This window comes from Bradyrhizobium sp. dw_78, from assembly GCF_018449525.1.
Taxonomy (GTDB): Bacteria; Pseudomonadota; Alphaproteobacteria; order Rhizobiales; family Xanthobacteraceae; genus Bradyrhizobium.
This window is the reverse complement of record NZ_JAAVUS010000001.1, coordinates 1,179,962-1,203,420: the sequence shown is the minus strand read 5'-3', so window position 1 is coordinate 1,203,420 and position 23,459 is coordinate 1,179,962. Positions and strand designations below refer to the sequence as shown.

Here is a 23,459-nt window from a genome sequence, read left to right as displayed (position 1 = left end):
TCAAAGTCCCGCTACGGCCGGCATCGACTTGAGCTTGTTGCCGCGGTCCTGCTTGAGCAATTCCGCGATCAGGAAAGCCATGTCGATCGACTGCTCGGCGTTGAGACGGGGGTCGCAAACCGTGTGATAGCGGTCGTTGAGATCCTCGTCCGTGATGGCGCGCGCGCCGCCGATGCATTCGGTGACATCCTGCCCAGTCATCTCCAGATGGACGCCGCCGGCATGGGTGCCCTCCGCGGCGTGGATGGCGAAGAACGACTTCACCTCCGACAGCACGCGGTCGAACGGGCGGGTCTTGTAGCCGTTGCTCGAAGTGATGGTATTGCCATGCATCGGATCGCACGACCACACCACCGCATGACCCTCGCGCTGCACGGCGCGGATCAGGGACGGCAGATGATCGCCGATCTTGTCCGAGCCGAAGCGGTTGATCAGCGTCAGCCGTCCGGGCTCGTTGTCCGGATTGAGCACGTCGATCAGCCGTAGCAATTCATCGGCTTTGAGCGACGGGCCGCATTTCAACCCGATCGGATTCTTGATGCCGCGGAAATATTCCACATGGCCGTGATCGAGCTGACGGGTACGATCGCCGATCCAGATCATGTGGCCGGAAGTCGCGTACCAATCGCCGGTCGTCGAATCGACCCGCGTGAAGGCCTGCTCATAGCCGAGCAGCAGCGCCTCGTGGCTGGTGTAGATGTCGGTGGCGCGCAGTTCCGGATGGCTCTCGAGATTGAGGCCGCAGGCGCGCATGAAATTGAGCGCGTCCGAGATCCGGTCGGCCAGCTCCTTGTAGCGGCGCGACTGCTGCGAATCCTTGATGAAGCCGAGCATCCATTGATGCACGCTGCCGAGATTGGCGAAGCCGCCGGTGGCAAAGGCGCGCAACAGGTTCAGCGTCGCCGCCGACTGGCGATACGCCATCAACTGCCGCTGCGGATCGGGCGTGCGCGCCTCGGCCGTGAACGCGATGTCGTTGACGATGTCGCCGCGATAGCTCGGCAGTTCGACGCCGTTGATCTTTTCGGTCGGCGAGGAGCGCGGCTTGGCGAATTGTCCGGCGATGCGGCCGACCTTCACCACCGGCAGCGCGCCGGCATAGGTCAGCACCACCGCCATCTGCAGCAGCACGCGGAAGAAGTCGCGAATATTGTTGGCGCCGTGCTCGGCGAAGCTCTCGGCGCAATCGCCGCCCTGAAGCAGAAAAGCCTCGCCGGCCGCGACCCGTCCGAGCGCCCGCTTCAGATTGCGCGCCTCGCCTGCAAAAACCAGCGGGGGAAACGTGGCCAATTGCGCCTCGACCTCGGCCAGCGCCTTCGCGTTGGGATAATCGGGGATCTGCACCACCGGCTTGGCGCGCCAGCTGTCTGGTGTCCACCGCTCGGACATGACGTCAACTCCTGAGCAAAAACCGCCACTTACGCGAAGCAGCGAAGGGCCGGTTTATACACAGGCCCGTGGCGGACCGCCATCGGATTTCTAGCTTCGGGCGCAAGCCCTTGCGGCCGCTGTCGAATTCAGCCTCGCCGGGAACCTGCGAAAGAAATAGCCCAGAACTCGGTCATTCCGGGGGCGCCCCCGCAAGGCTGAACCCAAAAATCCATGGTCCAGCAGAAAATGCAGCACAATGGATTCCGGTCATGGATCGGCTGACAGCACACCGAGACAAAACTTCGCATCCCCGCGACGCAGAGTGCGTCCGAGCTTTTGCAAGAATCCTTCTCCCTCTGAAAACAGAGGGCGCAGGCGACCCTCAAGAGAGGGCGCAGGGAAAGCCGGGTGCCGGTTGCACCCGCAGCCTCGCGTGCAAAATAGATAAGCACACGAGTTCGTCACCACAGGTACACCGGGACAACCCGGCCTTCCCTGCGCAATGGTTTTAACGGCTTACTCCGCGCTCTCCCCGGTGACCGGGCTTTATTGTCACCGTCATCCGCGAGACGCGGCAACGCGTCTTCGCGAGCTTGACGCCAGCGTCGGGGCGTCAGGACCACACGGCTTCGCCGTCCGCGTTCACCGGCGTTCGTCTCTCGCCGCTGCCGCGTCCACCGCTTCCCGCATCCAACGTCCGTGACGATCGCGATACGCCCCTCTTGCGGGTGCGGGATAACGCGGGACATAGAGGTGTTTCTACCGGGCTGAGAAGCGGAATATTTTTAAGAAGAGGGCTGGACAGGCAAATCACCTGTCAGCCCGCCGGGCACATCACCCCGGAACGGCGCGTCATCGCCAGATGTGAGGCTTGCCAATCAGCGCCACCGCGTCCGACGCCCCGCTTACGACCGCCGCTTCGGTGCGATGGCGCGGGAGATGGTCCTCGACCGAATAGAAAACGCACAGCGCAAGGCTGGCCCAGACCGCCGCGCTGAAATAAAGCGTCATCCAGGCGATCTCTTCCTTCCATTCAGCAAGGTCGTGCGTCACGACCCAGCGCGTGCTTACGTCACGGAGCCCTTCGAGAGGCCGCAGAAGCGTGCCGCCGTCGGTGACCCGCCATCGGCCCAGATACATCGGCACGTCGACGGTCATCAGAAACACCAGATAGAAGGCGATCCCCGTGATCGCGACAGCGAGGACCACGCGAACCAGACCGTCGAACGCCGGCAATAAGCGGCAAAGGCCAATCCCGACGACGCCAAAGGCAACGGCCCATATCGAATTTTCGATGGCGTTGCCCAAATAATTGGTGGTCAGCACCGCATACCAGGAGAAGCATTCGGCGATGAGGATCAACGGCACGATCACCCATGCGGCGTTCAAGGTGGCGTCGGCTTCCGAGATCCTGCCCAGCTGATGCAGCATAATCGCCCACTGCGCCGCGAAGCAGACCTCCGCCACGGTTGCGACCGAGCGGCCGACCACAACACTCGACAGCCAGGTATCGAACAAACAGATCCGCTGAACGTCGGCACGCGGAAGCAACGACCGGAATGCGCAGCCAAAAACATAGGCCGCGCAAAGCAGCAGCATCGGCTCGATGCTGGAGGTGCGGCCAAGACTGCCGACCTCCGGTTCGTGGAGCTGGCCGTACAGCAGGAACCAACCTGCGATATTTACGCCGCTGACCAGGGTCAACAGACCCCACCACCAGGCCAGCGGATTTGACCAAGCCAGGGAACTTGACCGCGCCCGCCATTCCAGACTCATGGACTGCTCCACCTGTAACAGGCCCGACATTTGACTGTAGTAGTTTTGTCATAAATCAGGCCCCGTCACGACAAAAAACCGTGTGCGGGAGCTTGCGGGATGGCGGTGTGATGGCGCGCCGCCCTATCCGGCGCCTTGGACGAGTCAATTTTTCTCTTCCACCGTGTCATTCCGGGACGACGCGTCAGCGTCGGGCCCGGAATCCATAACCACCATTGTAAGAATGGATTCCGGGTTCGCGCGATCCAAGTCGAGTAGCCAAACTCGGGTAAACCCGAGTTTGGGCGACGCGCCCCGGAATGACGGTGGGATTGGAAGCGACGTAAAATTGAAAAAGGCGTGCCCCAGAGATCACGCCCTGGATTGTTACACCGCCCCGGCCTTCTGCGCGTATTCCAGTATGCCTTCGACAGCAGCACTACGCCACGAACAACATCAAGGTTGTGCAGTTGCTCGGCCCCTAATTCATTGCTACAAAATTGCCGCAATCTCTGGTCGTTTTTCAATCCACATTAAACTCCGATCGTATTGCGAAACAACGCGCATGGCGTGCGCGAGGATGAAATTCCAGTTGCGAACCGGAAAACTTTTATGAGCATAGCTTGCGAGCCTCAACCGAAGCTGCCGTTCTGGGAAACCGTCAGTCTTTCTTATTCAACCTATTTCAGTCATTTCATCGACTCATTGCGCGCATCCTGGTTATGGCTCATCGTGGTTGCCACGTTCACGGGTTTCGTAAGCTGGCAGCAACGGTCCTGGACGGCCACAGCCGTGACGAACCTGAAGCCCGGCCAAGCGCCCCAGGCGCCAAAGCCCGGAATGACGGCGCTCTTGGAAATCGACAACATTCTTTTGCTGCTTGCCGGGGTAAGCATCGCTGTCGCGTGGCACCGGCTTATGATTCTGAACCAACGTCCGGGCTTGAGCGGCAGCAACGTTGCGACAAAGGACCTGTGGCGCTACATCGTCGTGGCCATTGCGCTGTTTCTGACTCTGTTGCTGTCGATAGCAGTGGTCATGCTTCCGACATTCTATTTTCTGCTTCCAGCACCGGGAGTTCGAACCTCGCTGCCTCCGGTATTTTTGCCATTAATCCTGATGCTCCTTGTGGCCTACGTGGTGGGTACAGCCGTTACGCTTCGCCTGACCCTGCTACTCCCGGCACGGGCGATCGGGAACACCAACCTGACCTTCAAGCAAACGTGGAATCGCACCCGCGGAAATATCTGGCGGCTTTTTTGGGGCATTGTGGTCACGACAATACCGCCTTGGTTGATTGCGGAGATCGGTTTCCTATTAATAATCGGATTCCCTCGTCCTGCTAACTTGGCGAGCGATGATTTCGTGGCGCAAATGACCGTTTCAAGCACAGTCTTTACAGTTTATTATCTGCTCATCGTGCCGATCGGGATCGGCTTTCTCTCTCACGCCTATCGGCATTTCTTCCAGGCGCCGATAGAACCCGCGGAATAGAACGAAAGTAGCAAACTAAAAAGGCGCGACCTATGAGATCACGCCCTGGATTGTTACACCGCCCCGGCCTTCTGCGCGTATTCCCAGGACGCCTTCGACAGCGGCACGGTGCGCTTGGCCGATTCCATGGCCTTGGCGCTCGCCGCGGTGCCGTCGCGAATCCGGCCGGCGATACCCTGGGTGATGCCGGCGAGCCGGAACAAATTGTAGGAAAAATACCAGTTCAAATCCGGAACGGCGGTGCCGGTGACGTTGCAATAGATCTGCGCGGCCTCGGCCATGTTCGGAATGTTGAGCGTCTTCAGATCCGCGTCGGCGAGGCCGGGCATGGTCCATTGCATCAACAGATAGGTGAAGTCGGCCATGGGATCGCCCAACGTCGACAACTCCCAATCCAGCACCGCGATCACGCGCGGCTCCTTGAAGTCGAAGATCATGTTGTCGAGGCGGTAATCGCCGTGAACGATGGAGACGCGCTCCTGCTTCGGCAGCGTGCGCGGCAGCCATTCGATCAGCTTTTCCATTTCCGGAATATGCTGTGTCTCCGACGCACGGTATTGCTTGGTCCAGCGATCGACCTGACGCGCGAAATAATTTCCCGGCTTGCCGAAATCGCCAAGTCCGATCGCCTCCGGATCGAACTTGTGCAGCCGTGCCAGCGTCTCGATCTTGCTGGTGAAAATTTTCCAGCGCGTCTCCGGCGGCTCGGCCGGCAGTGTCGGATCCCAGAACACGCGGCCTTCCACCATCGACATGATGTAGAAGGCCGAACCGATCACGGCGTCGTCGGAACACAGCGCATAGGCCTTCGCCACCGGAAAATCCTGTTTGCCGAGCGCGGCGATGACGCGGAATTCGCGATCGACCGCATGCGCCGACGGCAGCAATTTGCCGAACGGCTTGCGCCGCATCACGTAGGAGCGTCCTGGGGTATCGAGCCGGTAGGTCGGGTTGGACTGGCCGCCCTTGAATTGCAGGACGGTCAGCGGCCCCCGATAATCTTCGACGTGATCGCGCATCCAGGCGTCGAGGCGCAGCTCATCGATGCGATGCCGCTCCTCGACCGGCTTGGTGCCCGAAAACTCCTCGTCGGTCTTGACGCCTTCGGCCACGATGACGCTCCCTTACTTCTACTTCTTATATTCTAATTGCTCGTCATTCCGGGACGATGCAAAGCATCGAACTTCGACGTGCGATTGCACATCGGAGAATCTCGAGATTCCCGATGCGCAATTGCGCATCTGCGGTCTGGTCCTTCGGACCATCCCAGAATGACAGCATGAGAGTGCCGCGACCGCGCTCCCTTATCTACTTCGCAGGAGAATTTGCATACTTCCGAAGTTCAAGTCTGGCAATGGCGCGGTTGTGAACCTCGTCCGGACCGTCCGCCAGGCGCATGGTGCGCATGGAGGCATAGTCCCGCGCCAGACCGGCATCGTCGGAAACGCCGGCCCCGCCGAACGCCTGGATCGCGTTATCGATGATCTTCAGCGCCATGTTGGGTGCGGCGACCTTGATCATGGCGATCTCGAGCTGCGCGGTCTTGTTGCCGACCTTGTCCATCATGTCGGCGGCCTTGAGGCACAACAGACGGTTCATCTCGATATCTGTACGGGCCTCGGCGATGCGCTGTTCCCAGATCGAATGCTCGATGATCTTCTTGCCGAAGGCGGTGCGTGACGAGAGCCGCTTCACCATCTTCTCCAGCGCCTCCTCGGCCTTGCCGATAGTGCGCATGCAGTGATGGATGCGGCCGGGACCGAGACGGCCCTGCGCGATCTCGAACCCCCTGCCCTCGCCGAGGAGGATGTTGCTGGCGGGAACGCGGACGTTCTCCAGCAGCACCTGGGCGTGGCCGTGCGGCGCATCGTCGAAGCCGAACACCGGCAGCATCTTCTCGACGGTGATGCCGGGGGTATCGAGCGGCACCAGGATCTGCGACTGCTGCTGGTGACGCGCGGCGCCGGGATCGGTCTTGCCCATCAGGATCGCGATCTTGCAGCGGGGGTCGCCGACGCCGGACGACCACCATTTGCGGCCGTTGATGACGTAATGATCGCCGTCCCGCTCGATCCGGGTCTCGATATTGGTGGCGTCGGAGGACGCGACCGCAGGCTCGGTCATCAGGAAGGCGGAGCGGATCTCGCCGTCCATCAGCGGGCGCAGCCATTTGCGCTTCTGCTCCCTGGTGCCGTACCGCATGAACACTTCCATGTTGCCGGTATCCGGCGCGGAGCAGTTGAACACTTCGGAAGCCCAGCTGATATGGCCCATCTCCTCGGCCAGCAGCGCGTATTCCAGATTGGTCAATCCCGCGCCGCGGAATTCGTCGTCTTCATGCGCGTTCGGCGGCATGAACATGTTCCAGAGGCCTTCGGCCTTGGCCTTCTTCTTCAGTTCTTCCAGGACCGGGATCACCTTCCAGCGCGGCCCCTCGGCGTCCTGCTGCTTGTAGATCGGCACCGCGGGCCGGACATGGTTTTGCATGAAGGCCTGAACGCGGTTGAGCCATTCCTTCTGGCGGTCTGACATCGTGAAATCCATGGGACACTCCTCCACCTTCGTTTTTCAAACCGTTGCGCCGCACTGTCGTCCCGCCGCCGATCCGTCGCAAGACCGCCGAGCGCGCCGGCCGGCAGGACAACAAACGGGCAGGACCGTAAGCGAGGCAGACCGGCCGAACCGCCCATGCCCAGCGCATTGACTTTCCGGCCTTCAAACCATAGTTTCATACAAATGTTTGAATTGCAACTCGGCTGCATTCTCGTCATTCCGGGGCAGCCCGTCAGGGCTGAACGGAATCCAGAGGTGTGGCGGCGCCAGATTCCCCGATGCGCCATTGCGCAGCTGAGGCTCGCGACTTCGTCGCGTCCCGGAATGATGGAAAAGGCTGAAGGCCATGGCGACGGATCAGACGCGAACGGCCATCCTGAACGCCGCCGAGCGGCTTTACGCCGACCGCGGTTTCGGCGACGTGACGCTGCGCGACATCGTCGCCGCGGCGGACGTCAATCTCGCGGCGGTGAATTATCATTTCGGCTCCAAGGACGAACTGATCGCCGAATTGTTCGTCACCCGCAGCATCGCCACCAACCGCGCACGGCTCAATGAATTGAAGGCCGCCGAAGAAGCCGGCGGCGGCCGCGCCGATATCGATGCCGTCCTGCGCGCGCTGGTCGGCCCGACCTTGCGCGGTTGCCTCGGCCCCGAGCGCGAACGCTCGACCGCGGCACGCTTCATGATCCGCGCCTCGATCGAGGCGGTGCCGCCGATCCGCCGCATCAGAAACCGCGAGATCGATCATTTGCGCAAATTCATCGCCGCGATGCGGCGCTCGCTGCCCGGCCGCAGCGACGTCGATCTCTATTGGGGGCTGCATTTCGCGCTGGCGATGGCGCACCAGACCATCCGCGACAGCGAGCGGCTGACCAAATTGTCGGAAGGACTGTGCGACCTCGATGACGTCCAGGGCGTCATCGACCGCGTGGTGGCGGTCGCGGCGATGGCGCTGACGGAAGGCGAAACCGCAAGGAAGGCGCCTGCCAAACTCGTAGCCCAGGACGCGCGGCGATAGTCCGGAGCGAAATCGCAAGACAATCAGGTTCCTCGCCGGCCACGCTCTCAGATCGAATGGCCCCTGTTGCGAAGCTCATCCACCATCTGTTTTTGCGCTTCCGCGCCGGCGATCTGCCCGAATTTCGCGCCGGCCGCCATCGTCTGCTGGGTGACGAGCGGCGTTTTCTCCAGCAGCTTCTGCCCGAGCGGCGTCTTGTAGAAGGCGATCAACGCGCGCAGCTCATCGGCGGTGAAGTTGTCGGCATAGATCAGGACGATGGACTGTTCGAGTTCGCCAAAGCGCGCGTTCATTTTCTGCATCAGCAGCGGCACCAGCGCGTCGAAATCGCGCTCGACATCGGGACGATTCTGGACGATCGCCGGCTTCAAATTCTTGAAAATCATCGGCAACAGAGCCTTGAACCGATCCGCCAGCTTGATGGTGTCGACCAATTCCTTCGCCGCCACCTCGGCGTCGGATTTTGGCGATTGCGCCCGGACCGGCGCGGCAAGCAGCAACGTGACACTAAAAAGAAATGCTATTCGGGCAAACGACGCGCGCATCAAATCCTCCTGCACCGGCGGGTACGGGTTGTATCAGAAAAGGATGCATCCGGTGCAGCGAAAATGCACAGGCGATCATCGCCTGGATGGTCGCCTCAGATGATGCCCTGCTTCTTCAGCGCATCGAGCCTGGCCTCGTCATAGCCGAGCTTCGAGGTCAGCACCTCCCTGGTGTTGGCGCCGAGCAGCGGCGGCGCGCGATAATCCTTGACCGGCGTGCCCGAGAACGTCAGCGGATTGCGGATCAGCGACAGCTGCGGTTCGAACGGATGGTCGACCTTCACTTCCATGCCGCGCTCGCGCACATGCGGATCGGCGAACACCTGGGCGAAGTCGTTGACCGGCCCGCACGGCACGCCCGCCTTCTCCAACCCTTCCAGCCAATGGGCCACCGGCTGCTTCAGGAACAGTCCGGCGAAGATCGCCATGATCTCCTTGCCGTGACGGACGCGGTCGTTGTTCTTGACGAACTTCGGATCGTCCGCGAGCCCCGGCTCCCCGAGCACGGCGCAGGTCCGCGCGAATTGCGCGTCGTTGCCGACCACCAGCATCAGCTCGCCGTCGGTGCAGCGGAATACGCCGGCCGGCATGCCGCCATTGCCCCAGGTGCCGCGCCGCGGCGGCGTCTGGCCGTTGACGAGATAGATCTGCGCATAGTGCGACAGCGAGGCAATCACGGTATCGAGCAGGCAGACGTCGATATGCTGGCCCTCGCCGCCATTGGCATCGCGATGGTAAAGCGCGGCCAGGATGCCGATCGAGGTATTCATGCCGGTCATGTAATCGACGATCGAAGGGCCGACCTTCATCGGTCCCGCGCCCGGCTCGCCGTCGATATGGCCGGTGACGCTCATCAACCCGCCCATCGCCTGGAAGATCGCGTCATAGCCGGCGCGCGGCGCGTAAGGGCCGGTCTGGCCGAAACCGGTCACCGAGCAATAGATGATTCCGGGATTGATGGCGCGGATCGATTCGTAATCGAGCCCGTAGCGCTTGAGATCGCCGACCTTGTAATTCTCCATGAAGATATCGGCGTCCTTTGCCAGTTCGCGGACGACCTGCTGCCCCTCGGGCCTGGCGATATTGAGGGTGACGGATTTCTTGCCGCGGTTGGCGCAGAGATAGAACGAGTTGTTGTTGTTCTCCTTGCCCTCGGGATCGACCAGATAGGGCGGACCGAAGGCGCGCGCATCGTCGCCGGTGCCGGGCCGTTCGATCTTGATCACCTCGGCGCCAAGATCGGAAAGCATCTGCGCCGACAGCGGCCCCGCCAGTACGCGCGTCAGATCAAGGATTTTGATGCCCGAAAGCGGCAAAGCCGACATGAATGTTTCCTCAGTGGTTTATGATCTTGGGGCACGGGAACGATCCCGGCCCTGCATAACCTAGCGGATACACCATTTTGCGGCGTCCAGCCCTGCGTCTATGGCATGAAGCCATCCCGCTGCGTTCTGCGCCGGCGGGAACGCACGCGGACGACAGCGGGCGCTACGACAGTCCGAGCATCGCGCGGGCGTCGGCCGCGGAGGCGATCGTAGCCCCCACGCTGCGCAGGATGTCCGCGGCGTGTACGACCAGTTCGGCATTGGACTTGGCCAGCACGCCCTTCGACATATAGAGGTTGTCCTCCATGCCGACGCGGACATGGCCGCCCAGCAGATAGGCCTGCGCCACCATCGGGAATTCGGAACGGCCGATGCCGAAGCCGGTCCAGATCGCGCCCGGCGGCAGCAAATCGCGGCCATAGATCATGGTTTCCGGCGAGGCGTTGAAACCGTATTTGACGCCGAGCACCAGCGAGAACAGCCCTGGCCCCTTCAAGGAGCCGTCCGCGAACATGTCGCGCGCCAGATGGCAATCGCCGCTGTCGAACAGTTCGATCTCGGGCAGCACGCCCACCGCCTTGATGCGCTCGGCCATCTTGCGGACGTTGCGCGGCGTGTTGATCACGACCTCGCCGCCGGAATTCATGGTGTTGAGATCGAGCGTGCAGATATCGGGGCGCAGGATCTCGACATGCTCGACCCGCTTCTCCGGCGCCATCAGGGTGGTGCCGGGCGCGGCGACCTTCGGATCATCCTCCGAGGGCACGAAGCGGCCGCCGGGTCCCGTCGTCAGGTTGATGACCAGTTGTGCGTTGCGGGCGCGGATGCGGTCCACCACGTCGCGGTACAGGTCGAGCGACATCGAGGGACGGCCGGTTTCGGGATCGCGCACATGGATATGGGCGATCGCGGCCCCCGCCTCCGCCGCTTCCAGCGCGCTGTCGGCGATCTGCTGCGGGGTGATCGGCAGATAAGGCGACTGCTCCGGCTTGGTCAGGTTGCCGGTGACCGCGCAGGTGATGATGACCTTCTGCTGGGGATTGGATGCCATCGGGAATGCCTTCCGCCTTCACATCTACTTTATCCTTCGCCCTTTACCATCTTCTTGAGGGTGGCGATTTGCCGGAAGAATTTCTTTTTTGGCTGAGCAGGGCTTCCAAGCACGGTCTCACCTGGAGCGATATCCGAAATGACTCCGGCCTGCCCTCCGATCTTCGCACCCTGACCGATCCGAAGATGCCCGGCCATCGCCGCCTGCCCCCCGACGCGGACGAAATCCTCCAGCACGGTCGACCCCGAAATACCGACCTGCGCAACGATGACACAACACCGGCCGAGGATAACATTGTGTCCGATCTGCACGAGGTTATCGAGACGGGAACCGGCACCGATCACCGTGTCTCGCGATGACCCCCGATCGATCGTGCTATTGGCGCCGACCTCGACATCGTCTTCCAGGATGACCCGCCCAAGCTGGGGGACCGATAGAAATCCGTCCTTGGTGGAGGCGAATCCAAAGCCTTCCTGTCCGATCCGCGCGCCGGGATAGACATAGACGCGCGCGCCCAAAAGCGCGTGGCTCAAGCTCGCATGCGCACCAATCCGGCAGTCCCGGCCGACAATCACGCCGCTTCCGATAACCGCGCCAGATCCGATCCGGCAGCCAGGACCGATCTCTGCTCCGGTCTCGATCACACACAGCGGTCCGACCTCCGCCGACGGATCGACCAGCGCCCCTTCAGCGATAATCGCCGACGGGTGAATACCTGGAGAGACCGGCGGTGCGGGATAGAACAGCGCCGCAACGCGGGCCCAGCCGGCATAGGGTTCGCGCGTCAGGATCGCCGCCGTCCCGGTGGGCACCCGCGCCGCCATATCGGGATGCACGATCACGGCGCCGGCCAACGTCTGATCGAGCGCCGATGCATAACGCCGGTTGTCCAGAAAACTCACCTCATTCGGGCCGGCCGTTTGCAGGGGGGCCAATCCTTCGAGCAGCAGATCGAACTCATCCGCAATCCCGCGTGCGGCTCCCGCGACAATCGCCAGAGTATACGGTCCGCTTCGGCTAAAGAACCTTGGATTGCCTGTAGTTGATTTGACCATTTTTGTTCCCGGCTAGCGAACCGAATCCAGCTAGCATTTCGATAACGGTGCGCCGTGAGCGAAAAATCCGGAAGCGGGATGCCTGCTCAACCACCCGTGACTAATGGTCAGATTTTCCAAGCTGCGTCCATTCCCCCGGCCTGCGCTGCATATCGAAAGATTATGTTAATTCAGCTCACCGACATAGCCGCTGTTTGTTTCCGGCCATTTCTCACGATGAGGCGCTCGACATGAGGAAACACAAGCGCGCTCCAGGCCTCAGATCACCGAAAATAATCGACCATCGACGGAAGCGGTGAAGACCTCCTGCGCCTCCCAGGCCGGACGAAGAGTTCAACAAGCTCAACCGCGGATGCGGGAGGAGAGAGTTGAAGCGGTTTGTCCCGCCCGACGCGGCGCATCGCAACGACGCGCCGGCCGCGGACGGATCGGTCACTGAGTCATCTTGCATTCTGTCCCGGCCGTGAACGCGGTCGCCGCGGGTACGGTCGCCAGCACGTCGTACCAGGCATGCGGCTCCGGCAGCTCCGCCGGCGTTCTGACCTTCACGACATAGAGATCATGCACGACCATATGGTCGCCCGCGCGAAACTCGCCATTATGGGCGAAAAGATCGTTGAACTTGTGGCCGTCCAGCGCCTTGATGACCGCATCGGCATCCGTGGTTCCGGCGGCGCGCACCGCATTCAGCCATTGTGTTGTCGCCGAATAGTCCGCGGCTTGCGTTTCGGTCGGCCGGTTGCCGTTATGCGCAGCGGCGAACCGGTCGGACCACGCCCGGGCCGCGGCGTCGAGATTCCAGTACCAAGGCACTGCCGCTTCCACGCCGGCATAGCCCGTTTGCACCCGATCAACGTCGGAGAGATAGAGCAGCGACATTGTCGTAATCGCCGGAAGCCCTGCCCCGGTCACGGCTGACACGCCGTCATCGCCCTTCGCGCCGGCATTGATGACCGCCACCACGCCGGGGTTCAGGCCGCGTATTTCGTCAAGGATGGGTGCGTAATCGCTCGTGGCCGGCGGCGTAAGATAGGACTTGATAACCTGCCCGCCATGCGCGGCGATGAACGGCGTCATGGTCGCAAGGCCGCTGCGGCCGAAACCGCTATCGTCCGAAATGAATACCCAGCGCTTGCCCTGCGCTGTCTGCGCCAGGTAGTCGGCGGTCGTGGTCTGAATCGCCGGAAGGTCAAACGAGTAATGGTAGACGTAGCGGCTACAGGCGCCCCGGGTAAGGCCGGGAGCGGCCGAGCCGGTGCTGATCGCCAATTTGTGCCGTTCGTTCGCCACCTTGGCGATGGCCAGCGCAATCGGCGAGTTCTGCACATCCATCAGCAGGTCGGCCCCCGCATCATAGGCCTGCGTCGCAAGCCCCGGCGCTTCCGCAGGCTTGTTATGATCGTTCAGGGCATCGACAATCACCGGCCGGCCCAGAACCGTACCGCCGAAATCGGCGACAGCCATCCGGGTTGCGTCCACGCCTCCACGGCCAGATCGAGCATCGTAAAGATCGTCATCCAGATCCGAGATGACCGTGATGTGGACCGGCGCCTGGTCGGCGGCATGCGCAACGCCAACGGAGCCGGCAAAACTGCATGTGGCGAGCAGCACGACCCTTAATCTAGCGAGCATGAAATTGCCTTTCCGGTAATGACCAAGCATCTGGGTAAGCAACCACTGGCGGGTAAGCAACCACTGGATGGTGTAGCGCTGATGACGCCTTTTCACCGTGTACGGATCGGCACGGCGCCTGCTGTTCACGCCCTCGCGGCGCGTCCCTGATCTTGGATGCTCACACCGCGTTCATGCAAGAAAATATGCTCATTGACAGGTTAAACATATTTAATAGAGCGTTTTCGAGCGAAGTGGGCGCCGGTTCGCGTGAAGAAAACGCGTCAATATAACAGTCAGCGGGTGACGCATGAACACCTTGCCGATTCACATCGCCGATGTCCGGGAATGGATCATTCGCGTCGATTCCCCCTGTTGACGACCAGCGTGTCCTGAACGGCGTCTCTTGAGTCTTGTCTTGAGTCTTGCCGTCCGATTGTTCCCTGGCGATCTCCAGTGCTGCCACGGATATGTTTTGAATCATTCCAGATGACATCAGAACAATCTCGCCGCTGGCCCGAATTCATCCTGCGATCGCTGTGCGCGCCTGTGATGCACGTTGAACGTGCCGTTTGATTCATTCCAGATTTGAACCGTTCGAAAGAGAGATGACATCTTAGCAACACCCGTCAACGCAATGCCTCGTTTTAATAGCTTCTAAATGCGGAACGATGTGTAACGAAATGGATTCGCGTTAGAGCGCCCTCACGCAGTTTTCTCGCTGCTAAGAATCTTTGAGGGCTTTTCGAAGTGAATTTGATCTGGAAGAAAAACAGGGTCCGCGCTCTCTATGTCATCAGCTGTATCGCGTTAAGCATCTGTCTGATCCAGGAAGCGTTCGCGCAAACCGACGCACCGGGTCGAGCTTCTGAACCGACCGCGCTGCCGCCGGTCGTCGTGCAAAGCCCGGCGGCGAAACGGGCCAAGCCCAAAGTCTCGCAACGCGCCAACCGCTCGCGCGCGGCGTCCGAAACCTCCCGCAGCACCGGCCGCGGTAACGGCTCATCGGAGACGGCAAGCGGCGCCGGCGCAGGCACGCGGCGAACCGAATCCGCCTGGGGACATGTTGACGGCTATGTCGCGTCCCAGAGCGCCACCGGCACCAAGACCGATACGCCGCTGGTCGAGACGCCGGCCGCGATTTCCGTCGTCACGCAGGACCAGATCCAGGCACAGGCGGCGCAAAACATTCCGCAGGCGGTGCGATATACCTCCGGCACGAGAGGAGAGGTCGCGGGCGCCGACGGTCGCTTTGACTATGTTTATGTGCGCGGGTTTCAGGCCGACCTGTACCTCGACGGCATGAAGCTATTCACGACCGGTTTCTCATCGCCGATCGTCGAGCCGTTCAACCTCGAGCGCATCGAGGTGCTGCACGGTCCGGCTTCGGTGCTCTATGGCCAGGCCTCACCCGGCGGCGTGGTCGACATGGTCAGCAAGCGCCCGACCGAAGATCCGTATCACGAGATGTTCCTCTCGACTGGAAGCTATGGCCGCATCCAGGGTGGCGTCGATCTTTCCGGTCCGATCGACAAGGACAAGCAATGGCTCTATCGCTTCACCGCATCGGGCTTTGATGTCGGCAGCCAAGTCGACTTCACCCGGTATGAGCGAGTCTCGATCGCACCGTCGCTGACCTGGCGGCCCGACACCGATACGACGGTCACGTTCCTCGGCACCTACCAGAACGATCCGAAGGCCGGCTTCTACAATCAATTGCCTTCGAAAGGGTACGGCACGCTATTTCCGCTGGCGAATGGCCAGTTCATTCCGACAAGCTTCTATCCCGGTTCGCCAGGCAGCGATCAGATGAGTCGCGAACTCGGACAGGTCGGCTATCTGGCCGAGCATCGCTTCGACAATGTCTGGACGGTCAGGCAAAATCTTCGTTACAGCGATATCAGCAGCGAGATTTCGACGATTTATCCGACCGGCACTTCCCCAACCGATCCCAACAGCCTGGCGCGGGCGGGATTCTTCGAGAACGACAAGCTACGCACCTTCGATATCGACAACCAGGCCGAGGCCAAATTCGCGACCGGCCCCTTCAGCCATACCGTGCTGTTCGGTGTCGACTATCAAACCGGCACTTTCAGCTATGGAGCCGGATCTCCTCCGCCAGGCTCCACGGTGCCTCCCATCAGCGTCGTCGATCCCAACTACAACATCCCGATTCCGCTGGTGACGTCATCGACGAACAACCAGAGCTTCAATCAGGTCGGGCTCTATGCGCAGGACCAGATCAAACTCGATCACTGGGTCGCGCTGCTCGGGGTCCGCTGGGATGACGCGGATTCCAGCTCGCAAACCCAGGCATTCGCGACCGGAGCGACGACGACAACGCACCAGTCGAACCAGGCCACGACCAAACGCGGCGCCCTGCTCTACAAATTCGACAACGGCATCGCGCCCTATATCCAGTACACGGAATCGTTCCAGCCGCAGACGACCGGCGTAGCCTATGGCGGCGGTCTGTTCCGGCCGACCACCGGCCAGCAGGAAGAGGCCGGCATCAAATACCAGCCGAACGCCAAGTCGCTCTACACCATCGCGGCCTTCAACCTGTTGCAGCAGAACGTGTTGACGCCCGACCCGGATCCCACACATGTCAATGACAGCGTACAAACCGGCGAAATTCGTTCACGCGGCATCGAGGTCGAAGGCAAGACCGAAATCGATCGCAGCCTGTCGCTGCTTGCCTCCTATACCTATCTCGACGACGTCGTAACCCGAAGCAACACGCCCTACGAAACCGGCCGCCGTTATATCGGCATGCCGATGAATTCGGCCTCGCTATGGGCGGATTACACGTTCCATGGCGGCAAGCTGGACGGCTTCGGTATTGGCGGCGGCGTCCGCTATCTCGGCGATACGCCCGGCAACCTCGCGGGGCCGACGGTGCTCGACGTGCCGGCAGTAACGTTGTTCGACGCGGCCGTGCATTATGATTTTTCTGCGCTTGGCCCGCAGTTCAAGGGCTACACGCTCCAGCTCAACGCGTCGAACCTGTTCGACAAGACCTATGTGGCGCTCTGTCAGGATAACGGCTGCTATTACGGCCTGCGCCGTCAGGTGATGGCGACCTTGCGCTACAAGTGGTGAGCCGAACCGGCAGCTTGACCGCTCGCACGCGGTCAGGTTGCCCGCCTTCATCCACGGGTAGCGGCGTTCATCCCCGGCGGAAGCGCCGCAGCATCCGTTATTCCGCCACGCGGCACTGACATTGCGTGGCCTGCGGGCCCGCCCGATCCGTTCCAACTTTTCAGACGATTGAGATCGCTGTGGAATTTCTTTCGGCAGGACGGCGGGCAAGCGAACCGGTTCGATCTCGGATCAATTTTATCGACCTGCCATACTTCCGATTGCCTATATTGATATTCGAGATGTCGGGGATAGGGGGTTTTCGCTATCCTTCCAGCACTCCGGGGCCAGGGATTCCCACGTTTACGGCAATAACCGCCACCGCATGGACCGCCTTCGCTAACGATCAAGATCAAACCGCTCCATCGCGTCCGGCTCCAAAAGTCCTTGGCACCTGATTGAAAACAAGGTGTAGGCTCGATCAATGCATCGATGGGTGGGTTGCAGATCATAGACCGTGAATCGCCGGAGGGGCCCTTGTTCGTGAACGAGGCAGACAGCGACGTGAGCCCGGCTCAGCCGATCTCCCTGCCCGGATTGCCGTTTGCCGAACAGCCGGCGCTGCAACTCATCTACGACACCGCACCGATCGGGCTCGCCTTCCTCTCGCCCGACTGCCGCTACGTCCATATCAATCAGCGCCTCACCGAAATATGCGGCATTCCCATCGAGGGGCATCTGGGGCGAACGGTGCGGGAATGCGTGCCGGGGCTGGCCGATACGGTCGAGGCCATCGTTCGCTCGATCATGGCAACCGGCGAGCCGGTCACCGGAATCGAAGTATCCGGCCAGCGCCCCGGCCACAACGAAGACCGCGCCTGGATCACCTACTGGCATCCGCTTCGGGGGCCGGATGGCAGGATTGCGGGCGTCAACGTCGCTGCCGAGGAGATCACCGAACGCAACCGCACCGAAGCGGCGCTTCGGGCCAGCGAACGGCAATTTCACATCCTGGCCGATTCCATCCCGCAACTGGTCTGGATGGCCGAGGCCGACGGCCGGATCTTCTGGTTCAACAGCCATTGGTACGACTACACGGGCGTCGCGCCCGGTGGCGACACCACTTCGCATGACTGGCAGGCCATTCTCGCCCCGGCTTCGCTGGCGAAGGCCCGCCGGCGCTGGGTACAGTCGCTGCAAACCGGCACGGCGCTGGAAATGGAATTGTCGCTGCTCGGCAAGGACGGGCAGTATCATCCGTTCCTGACCCGGGTGATTCCGCTGCGCGACGCGACCTCGACGATCTACCGCTGGATCGGAACCCATGTCGATATCAGCGAGCAGAAGCGCCGCGAAAAGCATATCCGCTTCATCATCGACGAGCTCTCCCACCGCACCAAGAACCTGCTCGCGGTCGTCATGGCCGTCGCCAACCAGACCGCGCAGCACGCCAGCGACGTAAAGCAGTACCAGACGCGCTTCGCGGAGCGGTTGCAGGCGCTCGCGCATTGCCATGATCTGCTGGTCAAGGACAGCTGGCACGGCGCCTCGCTGCACGATCTGGTGTCGGCGCAAATGCGGCCGTTCAGCGAAGCCAATGCCGGCAGGATCGACGCGTCCGGGCCATGCGTGATCCTCAATCCCGATGCCGTCCAGCATCTCGGCCTGGCCTTGCACGAACTGGCGACCAATGCCTCGAAGCACGGCGCGTTGTCGGGACCCTACGGCACGGTGTCGATTCGCTGGCAGGTCGAGGAAGCCGACAACAGGGTCCGGATCGATTGGTGCGAAAAGAATGGCCCGGCAGTTGCGCCGCCGCGACGGCGCGGTTTCGGCCACGTCGTGATCGAGCAGATCGTGCCTCGCGCTCTCAACGGAAGCGGCGTATTGGATTTCTCGCCCGAGGGCGTGAACTGGACGTTTGAATTCAGCCAGCGCCCTTGCGAGTGACGGGCGCGGCAGCGGCGCTATTTACCCGTCAGCCCGTTTTCATCAGTTCTTTTGCTTTTTGACGGGCTTCTTTGCCGGCTTTACCGGCACCGGCTTTGCCGGCGCTTCTTCCACCGCTTTCCTGATCGACCGCGCATAGCTGTCGGCGGCGTTCTCCGCCGTGACCTGCAGCCGCCTCACCGCCGCCCCCGCCAGCAGCAGCGTGTTCTTGGCAATGTGCTTGTAGCGCGCCTTGGTCTCTTTATCCTTCGCCTTGGCGGCCAAGCCCATCAACCGCCCGTGCCGTTTCTTCGCGGCGTCCGTCAGGCCCTTGATCTGCTTTTTCGCCATCGACCGGATGACAACGTCCAGATCGGCTTCGGCCATTTTTATTTCCCGCGATTCGACATAATCAGGTCTGATACACTGCTTGTCTGCCTCAATCAATTTGCAGGCCGGCTTGCAGGGAAAATCGGCGACCGTTTGAGGCAGATCAAGGCCGGAATATCCATCCAGAGGAAAGTTTGCGCCTCTTCAATGGAGAAAACCGACAATGAAAAAATCAACTCTACTGGGTACGATGGCCATCGTCGCGGCCGCGATCACGTCGCCGGCGCTGGCTCAGAATGGTGGAATGCCCGGGCCGGGAAGCAGCTACGGCCTGGAGCCTGCCCCGACCTACAACCAGAACGATGAAGATCGCTTCGCACCGTCGCTGAACGGCAATGGTTCCTATGCCAGGATGCCGAACGAGAGCTTCTGCGCCCAGCGCTACCGGTCTTACGACCCGCGCTCAAGGACGTTCCTGGGACGTGACGGGCAACGACATCCCTGTGAATGACAATGCGACATGAATAACGGTACAAAGGGCGGCTTCCGGAGCCGCCCTTTTTGTTGAGCGAAGCATCCCGCGCGGATCGCATTTACCCGCCCGGCCACGGTCTCGGCGATCATGGCCTCTATATCATTCGTCTGCACCAGATCGCATCGCACGGTCATGACGCGTCCGCCAGCCGCCTCGATCTGTTGGGCGACACGTTCCGCGCCATCTCGATCGCGGGCATAGGCGACCGCCACATGCGCGCCGGCTTCGCCAAATGCTTCGGCGACACTGGCGCCGATCGAAGCTCCGGTGACGAGAGTGACCTTGCCTGCAAGCCGTCCACGAGGCGGCTTTATTCATTCGAGCGAAGCGCCCGATAAGCGACCGGCTCAATCTTCGGAATGACTGCATCAAGAAACGCGAACAACGTCTCCTTCGCCGGGAAAGTCTTCGAGCCGGTCACGCGGTACTCAATCTCTTTCACCTGATAGTGGTGGTTAAGCAGATCGATAGCAGCCAAGTATTCTTCGACAATCGGCGAAACGGAATTTGACCCGGCCGCAATTACCGGGCGCGCTGTCCTTGCGAGGTTGTGACCCAGTTTCTTTTTTAGCGTTCCGGGGCTGGCCCCGTTCGCCAGCAGAAACGACTTCAGCGCCACTTCTATCGAATGCCCCAGCAAGTAGTGGGTCGGCCGCTGAACCTTCCGAACCTTCGAATCATGCAACGGCTTTGCCGCCGCCAACATCTCTTTGGCGTCCGTAAGGAGGCCCATCGCGGACGTTCGGTCCGCGTCGGATATTTCATTCATGAGACTTCCGGCAGGACAATTGCCACTACAGTTACCACCAGACAGACTCGTGGCTAAGTAGCTGATTTTAGTGGAGCGGGTGAAGGGAATCGAACCCTCGTATTCAGCTTGGAAGGCTGCTGCTCTACCATTGAGCTACACCCGCATCTCAACCGATCCCCTATCATGTCACGCGGGCGGCCTCAACCATCCCCACACGCCGCCTTGTGGCCGGTCCAAGGCCCCCGTTTCCAGGGATCAGAAAGGCCGCTGTTGCGGCCGCCTTCGCGGCGGGGCCCTTAACATGCGGTGATTCCCTACCTATACTTGGGTTTCCATCAACAATGAAAGGAGGTGATCCAGTGTCTTATACCAAGCGCTGTCACCTCGCTGGGATCGCCCGCTAAGCTTGTTCAAGCTTCGCAACGGGGCGCTCTCAGCCCTGGACCAGCGAGTGCAACAATCGGGGCGCGACGGGGAAACCCGCCGCGCCTTCTTGTTTTTTCCAGAGCCTGATCGGTTCTGATTGAATCAGAACCGGGCTCACCTGCTTTGTTTTGTCGTGACGCGTTTTCTTCACGCGAACCGGAGTCCACGTCGCTTGAAAACGCTATAATTTGTCTGGAATTGTCGATATTTGCTCCGGCAAGGCGCCCGCGGGAAGCGAGCCGGGAGCCCTTCGGTTCTGAACGCGATCTACCGGGAAACGCGCTTCTTTCGTTTCGCGCCGGTGGTCGTGTTGGCCGTCGCGATGCTGTTTCGAACCGCTTCGGCCTCCGCAGCCTGTCTTAAGCTGCGCAGACGCTCCATGTTCTTGCGTACCGCAACAGCCTGTTTCTCAAGCTCGGCCATCGCCTGCACGCCTTCCTGCGCAGCGATGCGCTGCCGGTTCGCGCGAGCGACGGTTTCGGGAGAAGGATCGCTCAATTTCTTGCCAGCCATAGGCCCTCCCTCCAATCCGGAAAACAACGATGCCCGCCCGACCCGGAAGGTCGAACGGGCAGCAACACCATCTCAGTACATCCGTGAAATGGGTAGCGGCTTAGCCGAGCGAAAGATTTTCCGCACTGGTCTTGCCACGCTTCTTGTCGTCCTTGATCTCGAAATTGACCTTCTGGCCTTCAGCCAGGCCGGAAAGACCCGCCCGCTCGACCGCGCTGATATGCACAAACACATCGTTGCCGCCGTCGTTGGGCTGAATGAATCCAAAACCTTTTTGACCGTTGAACCACTTGACCGTACCTGTCGCCATATCTCTTCTCCAAAGCGCATCTGCGCTGTTCGCATGAACACCATGCGATTCAATCCAATTCAACGATGTCTTCGGAAAAAGAGCCCGTAGGCGCAGTCAACAAGGCAAAGCGGCAATCGAACGGACACAACATATAGATTTGCCGCAGTATTACAAGTCTCCGCGCCCAACTAAATGCCAGGATGGACCAAGACTGCATAGGCTAGGTTAATGGGCGCCAAGTCAAGGCAGACCAAGTCAACCTGACAACTGGTCCGTCCACGGGAGATTCCGGCCAGACGACCGGGGCGCGACGGGAACCCGCCCGCCTGCTGCGCAACGAAGGCGGGTTCCGCCGCGATCCCCAAGACCACAGCGGCATTCCTTCCCGGCCTATTTGCTGGCCAGATAGGGGCACCCTCCCTCGGCCATCGGCCGGAACGCCTCGTCGCCCGGTACGGTCGAGAGATATTCGTAGAGATCCCATTTCTGCTTCGACTCCTCGGGCTTCTTGATGCGCATCAGGTACATGTCATGGACCATGCGGCCGTCCTCGCGGACCTTGCCGCCCTGCGCGAAGAAATCATTGACGGGAGTCTTGCGCATCTGCGCGATCACGGTTTCCGGATCGACCGAATTGGTCGCGGCGACGGCCTTGAAATAATGCCGCAGCGATGAATTGACGCCGGCCTGGTAGGCGGTCGGCATCGCGTCATGCCGCTTGAAGAATTCATTGCTGAATGCCCGCGTCTCCGGCGTGCGGTCCCAATAAAAGGAATCGGTGAACAGCAGATCATGCGCATGCGCCAGGCCGAGCGCGGGCACGTCGGTCAGCGTCACCTGCAGCGCGACCACCTGCATGCTCTGGCGGATGTTGAATTCATCGGCCTGCGCGACCGCGTTGCGAAAATCCGCACCGGCATTGGCGAGCGCGAGAATTTTGGCGCCGGACGACTGCGCCTGCAGCAGGAACGAGGAAAAATCCGCGGTGTTGAAGGGATGGCGGACCTCGCCGGTCACTTGTCCGCCGGCGGCCACGACGGACCTGGACGCATCACGCTCCAGCGCCTGACCGAAGGCATAATCGGCGGTGAGGAAAAACCACGGCGTGCCGCCGCGCGCCACCACCGCCTTCGCCGTTGCGTTGGAGGACGCATAGGTATCGTAAGTCCATTGCACGCTGGTCGGCGAACATTGCTTGCCGGTCAGATCGGACGAACCGGAGCCTGAGATCAGAAACAGCTTTTTTCGCTCGCGCGTCAGATTCTGGATGGCGAGCGCCACGGCGGAATTGACGCCTTCGGCGATGACGTCGACGCTCTTGTTGTCGATCCAGTTGCGCACGATGCCGACGGCGACATCCGGCTTGTCCTGGTGATCGGCGGAGATAATTTCGATGCGGCGGCCGGCGACCGTTCCGCCGATTTCATCCGCCGCCATTTGCGCCGCAACGACGGAGCCGGTTCCATTGCCGTCGGCATATTGGCCGCTCATGTCGGTGATGATGCCGACGCGCAACACGCCTTCCTCGGCACACGCCCAATTCGAAGCGCCCAGCGCCACCAGGCCACATGCAATGGCCTTGACCCTGCCAAACTTCATCGCGATTCCTCCCTGCCCTCGTTTAAGGCTTCTTTTGCTTGAGGTCCGGCCGGTATGCTGCCCGCCGCGACCCGAACGATGCCGTCTACAAACTACCGGGCGGCTTAGCAATGCTCCTGCGGCTCATGGCCGAAGGCCGCGCAGCCGGCCCAGCGAACCAGCAACGCCGGAACAGTAATCTAGGATCGAGGCGATCGAGAGATCTGCGTTGCCATCATAGAT

Annotated in this window: 21 protein-coding genes and 1 tRNA gene; 6 read left to right on the top strand and 16 right to left on the bottom strand. The window is 61.1% G+C overall.

Features of this window, described 5'->3' with window-relative positions:
* On the bottom strand, window positions 1–1,389 hold the full coding sequence (locus tag HB630_RS05640; protein ID WP_213770591.1) for a 3-deoxy-7-phosphoheptulonate synthase class II: 1,389 nt from the start codon (window positions 1,387–1,389) through the stop codon (window positions 1–3).
* Between the two features lie 834 nt (window positions 1,390–2,223).
* A complete protein-coding gene (locus tag HB630_RS05635) occupies window positions 2,224–3,147 on the bottom strand; it encodes a hypothetical protein (protein ID WP_213770589.1) in 924 nt (307 codons plus the stop codon).
* Between the two features lie 549 nt (window positions 3,148–3,696).
* On the opposite strand from HB630_RS05635, the gene HB630_RS05630 reads away from it, so the two are divergent.
* Window positions 3,697–4,620 carry a hypothetical protein gene (locus tag HB630_RS05630; RefSeq protein WP_213770587.1) on the top strand — a complete coding sequence of 308 codons (924 nt, stop codon included), beginning with the start codon at window positions 3,697–3,699 and terminating at the stop codon, window positions 4,618–4,620.
* 53 nt (window positions 4,621–4,673) lie between these two features.
* Here the strand turns inward: HB630_RS05630 and HB630_RS05625 are convergent, their stop codons facing one another.
* Window positions 4,674–5,732: a phosphotransferase gene (locus tag HB630_RS05625; protein ID WP_213770585.1), complete on the bottom strand. Its 1,059-nt coding sequence runs from the start codon at window positions 5,730–5,732 to the stop codon at window positions 4,674–4,676.
* A gap of 196 nt (window positions 5,733–5,928) precedes the next feature.
* The gene (locus HB630_RS05620) at window positions 5,929–7,164 is read right to left on the bottom strand and encodes an acyl-CoA dehydrogenase family protein (protein ID WP_213770583.1); all 1,236 of its coding nucleotides are present in this window, start codon (window positions 7,162–7,164) and stop codon (window positions 5,929–5,931) included.
* Between the two features lie 355 nt (window positions 7,165–7,519).
* Between HB630_RS05620 and HB630_RS05615 the strand changes: the two genes are divergently transcribed.
* Window positions 7,520–8,194, top strand: coding sequence for a TetR/AcrR family transcriptional regulator (locus tag HB630_RS05615; RefSeq protein ID WP_213770581.1), 675 nt, complete (start codon window positions 7,520–7,522; stop codon window positions 8,192–8,194).
* A gap of 47 nt (window positions 8,195–8,241) precedes the next feature.
* On the opposite strand, the gene HB630_RS05610 is transcribed toward HB630_RS05615, so the two are convergent.
* The 6 genes from HB630_RS05610 to HB630_RS05585 form a co-directional block, all read right to left on the bottom strand.
* Complete coding sequence (locus HB630_RS05610; RefSeq protein WP_213770579.1) at window positions 8,242–8,739, bottom strand: DUF2059 domain-containing protein; 498 nt, start codon at window positions 8,737–8,739, stop codon at window positions 8,242–8,244.
* A 95-nt stretch (window positions 8,740–8,834) separates the two neighbouring features.
* A complete protein-coding gene (locus tag HB630_RS05605) occupies window positions 8,835–10,064 on the bottom strand; it encodes a CaiB/BaiF CoA-transferase family protein (protein ID WP_213770577.1) in 1,230 nt (409 codons plus the stop codon).
* Window positions 10,065–10,227: 163 nt separating this feature from the next.
* Entirely contained in the window at window positions 10,228–11,115 is an 888-nt protein-coding gene (locus tag HB630_RS05600) for a 3-keto-5-aminohexanoate cleavage protein (protein WP_213770575.1), read from the bottom strand.
* A gap of 29 nt (window positions 11,116–11,144) precedes the next feature.
* Complete coding sequence (gene lpxD / locus HB630_RS05595; protein WP_213770573.1) at window positions 11,145–12,170, bottom strand: UDP-3-O-(3-hydroxymyristoyl)glucosamine N-acyltransferase; 1,026 nt, start codon at window positions 12,168–12,170, stop codon at window positions 11,145–11,147.
* Window positions 12,171–12,602: 432 nt separating this feature from the next.
* On the bottom strand, window positions 12,603–13,802 hold the full coding sequence (locus HB630_RS05590; RefSeq protein ID WP_213770571.1) for an ABC transporter substrate-binding protein: 1,200 nt from the start codon (window positions 13,800–13,802) through the stop codon (window positions 12,603–12,605).
* Window positions 13,803–13,962: 160 nt separating this feature from the next.
* Entirely contained in the window at window positions 13,963–14,277 is a 315-nt protein-coding gene (locus HB630_RS05585; RefSeq protein WP_213770570.1) for a hypothetical protein, read from the bottom strand.
* 254 nt (window positions 14,278–14,531) lie between these two features.
* On the opposite strand from HB630_RS05585, the gene HB630_RS05580 reads away from it, so the two are divergent.
* Complete coding sequence (locus HB630_RS05580; RefSeq protein WP_346656038.1) at window positions 14,532–16,883, top strand: TonB-dependent siderophore receptor; 2,352 nt, start codon at window positions 14,532–14,534, stop codon at window positions 16,881–16,883.
* 522 nt (window positions 16,884–17,405) lie between these two features.
* On the top strand, window positions 17,406–18,812 hold the full coding sequence (locus tag HB630_RS05575) for a PAS domain-containing protein (RefSeq protein ID WP_346656037.1): 1,407 nt from the start codon (window positions 17,406–17,408) through the stop codon (window positions 18,810–18,812).
* 42 nt (window positions 18,813–18,854) lie between these two features.
* Here the strand turns inward: HB630_RS05575 and HB630_RS05570 are convergent, their stop codons facing one another.
* Window positions 18,855–19,178 carry a hypothetical protein gene (locus HB630_RS05570; protein ID WP_213770568.1) on the bottom strand — a complete coding sequence of 108 codons (324 nt, stop codon included), beginning with the start codon at window positions 19,176–19,178 and terminating at the stop codon, window positions 18,855–18,857.
* 166 nt (window positions 19,179–19,344) lie between these two features.
* Between HB630_RS05570 and HB630_RS05565 the strand changes: the two genes are divergently transcribed.
* Both HB630_RS05565 and HB630_RS28280 read left to right on the top strand, forming a co-directional pair.
* Window positions 19,345–19,632, top strand: coding sequence for a BA14K family protein (locus HB630_RS05565; RefSeq protein ID WP_213770567.1), 288 nt, complete (start codon window positions 19,345–19,347; stop codon window positions 19,630–19,632).
* A 53-nt stretch (window positions 19,633–19,685) separates the two neighbouring features.
* Window positions 19,686–19,994, top strand: a complete 309-nt coding sequence (locus HB630_RS28280; protein WP_249780642.1) for a hypothetical protein — start codon at window positions 19,686–19,688, stop codon at window positions 19,992–19,994.
* Here the strand turns inward: HB630_RS28280 and HB630_RS05555 are convergent.
* The 5 genes from HB630_RS05555 to HB630_RS05535 form a co-directional block, all read right to left on the bottom strand.
* The gene (locus HB630_RS05555) at window positions 19,967–20,425 is read right to left on the bottom strand and encodes a hypothetical protein (RefSeq protein WP_213770566.1); all 459 of its coding nucleotides are present in this window, start codon (window positions 20,423–20,425) and stop codon (window positions 19,967–19,969) included. The two genes, HB630_RS28280 and HB630_RS05555, sit on opposite strands and share 28 nt — an antisense overlap.
* A gap of 71 nt (window positions 20,426–20,496) precedes the next feature.
* Window positions 20,497–20,570 (bottom strand) — tRNA-Gly (locus HB630_RS05550).
* Window positions 20,571–21,100: 530 nt separating this feature from the next.
* A complete protein-coding gene (locus tag HB630_RS05545) occupies window positions 21,101–21,346 on the bottom strand; it encodes a transcriptional regulator (RefSeq protein ID WP_213770564.1) in 246 nt (81 codons plus the stop codon).
* Window positions 21,347–21,446: 100 nt separating this feature from the next.
* Window positions 21,447–21,656, bottom strand: coding sequence for a cold-shock protein (locus HB630_RS05540; protein WP_213770779.1), 210 nt, complete (start codon window positions 21,654–21,656; stop codon window positions 21,447–21,449).
* Window positions 21,657–22,028: 372 nt separating this feature from the next.
* On the bottom strand, window positions 22,029–23,237 hold the full coding sequence (locus HB630_RS05535) for an ABC transporter substrate-binding protein (RefSeq protein ID WP_213770563.1): 1,209 nt from the start codon (window positions 23,235–23,237) through the stop codon (window positions 22,029–22,031).
* Window positions 23,238–23,459: the final 222 nt, after the last annotated feature.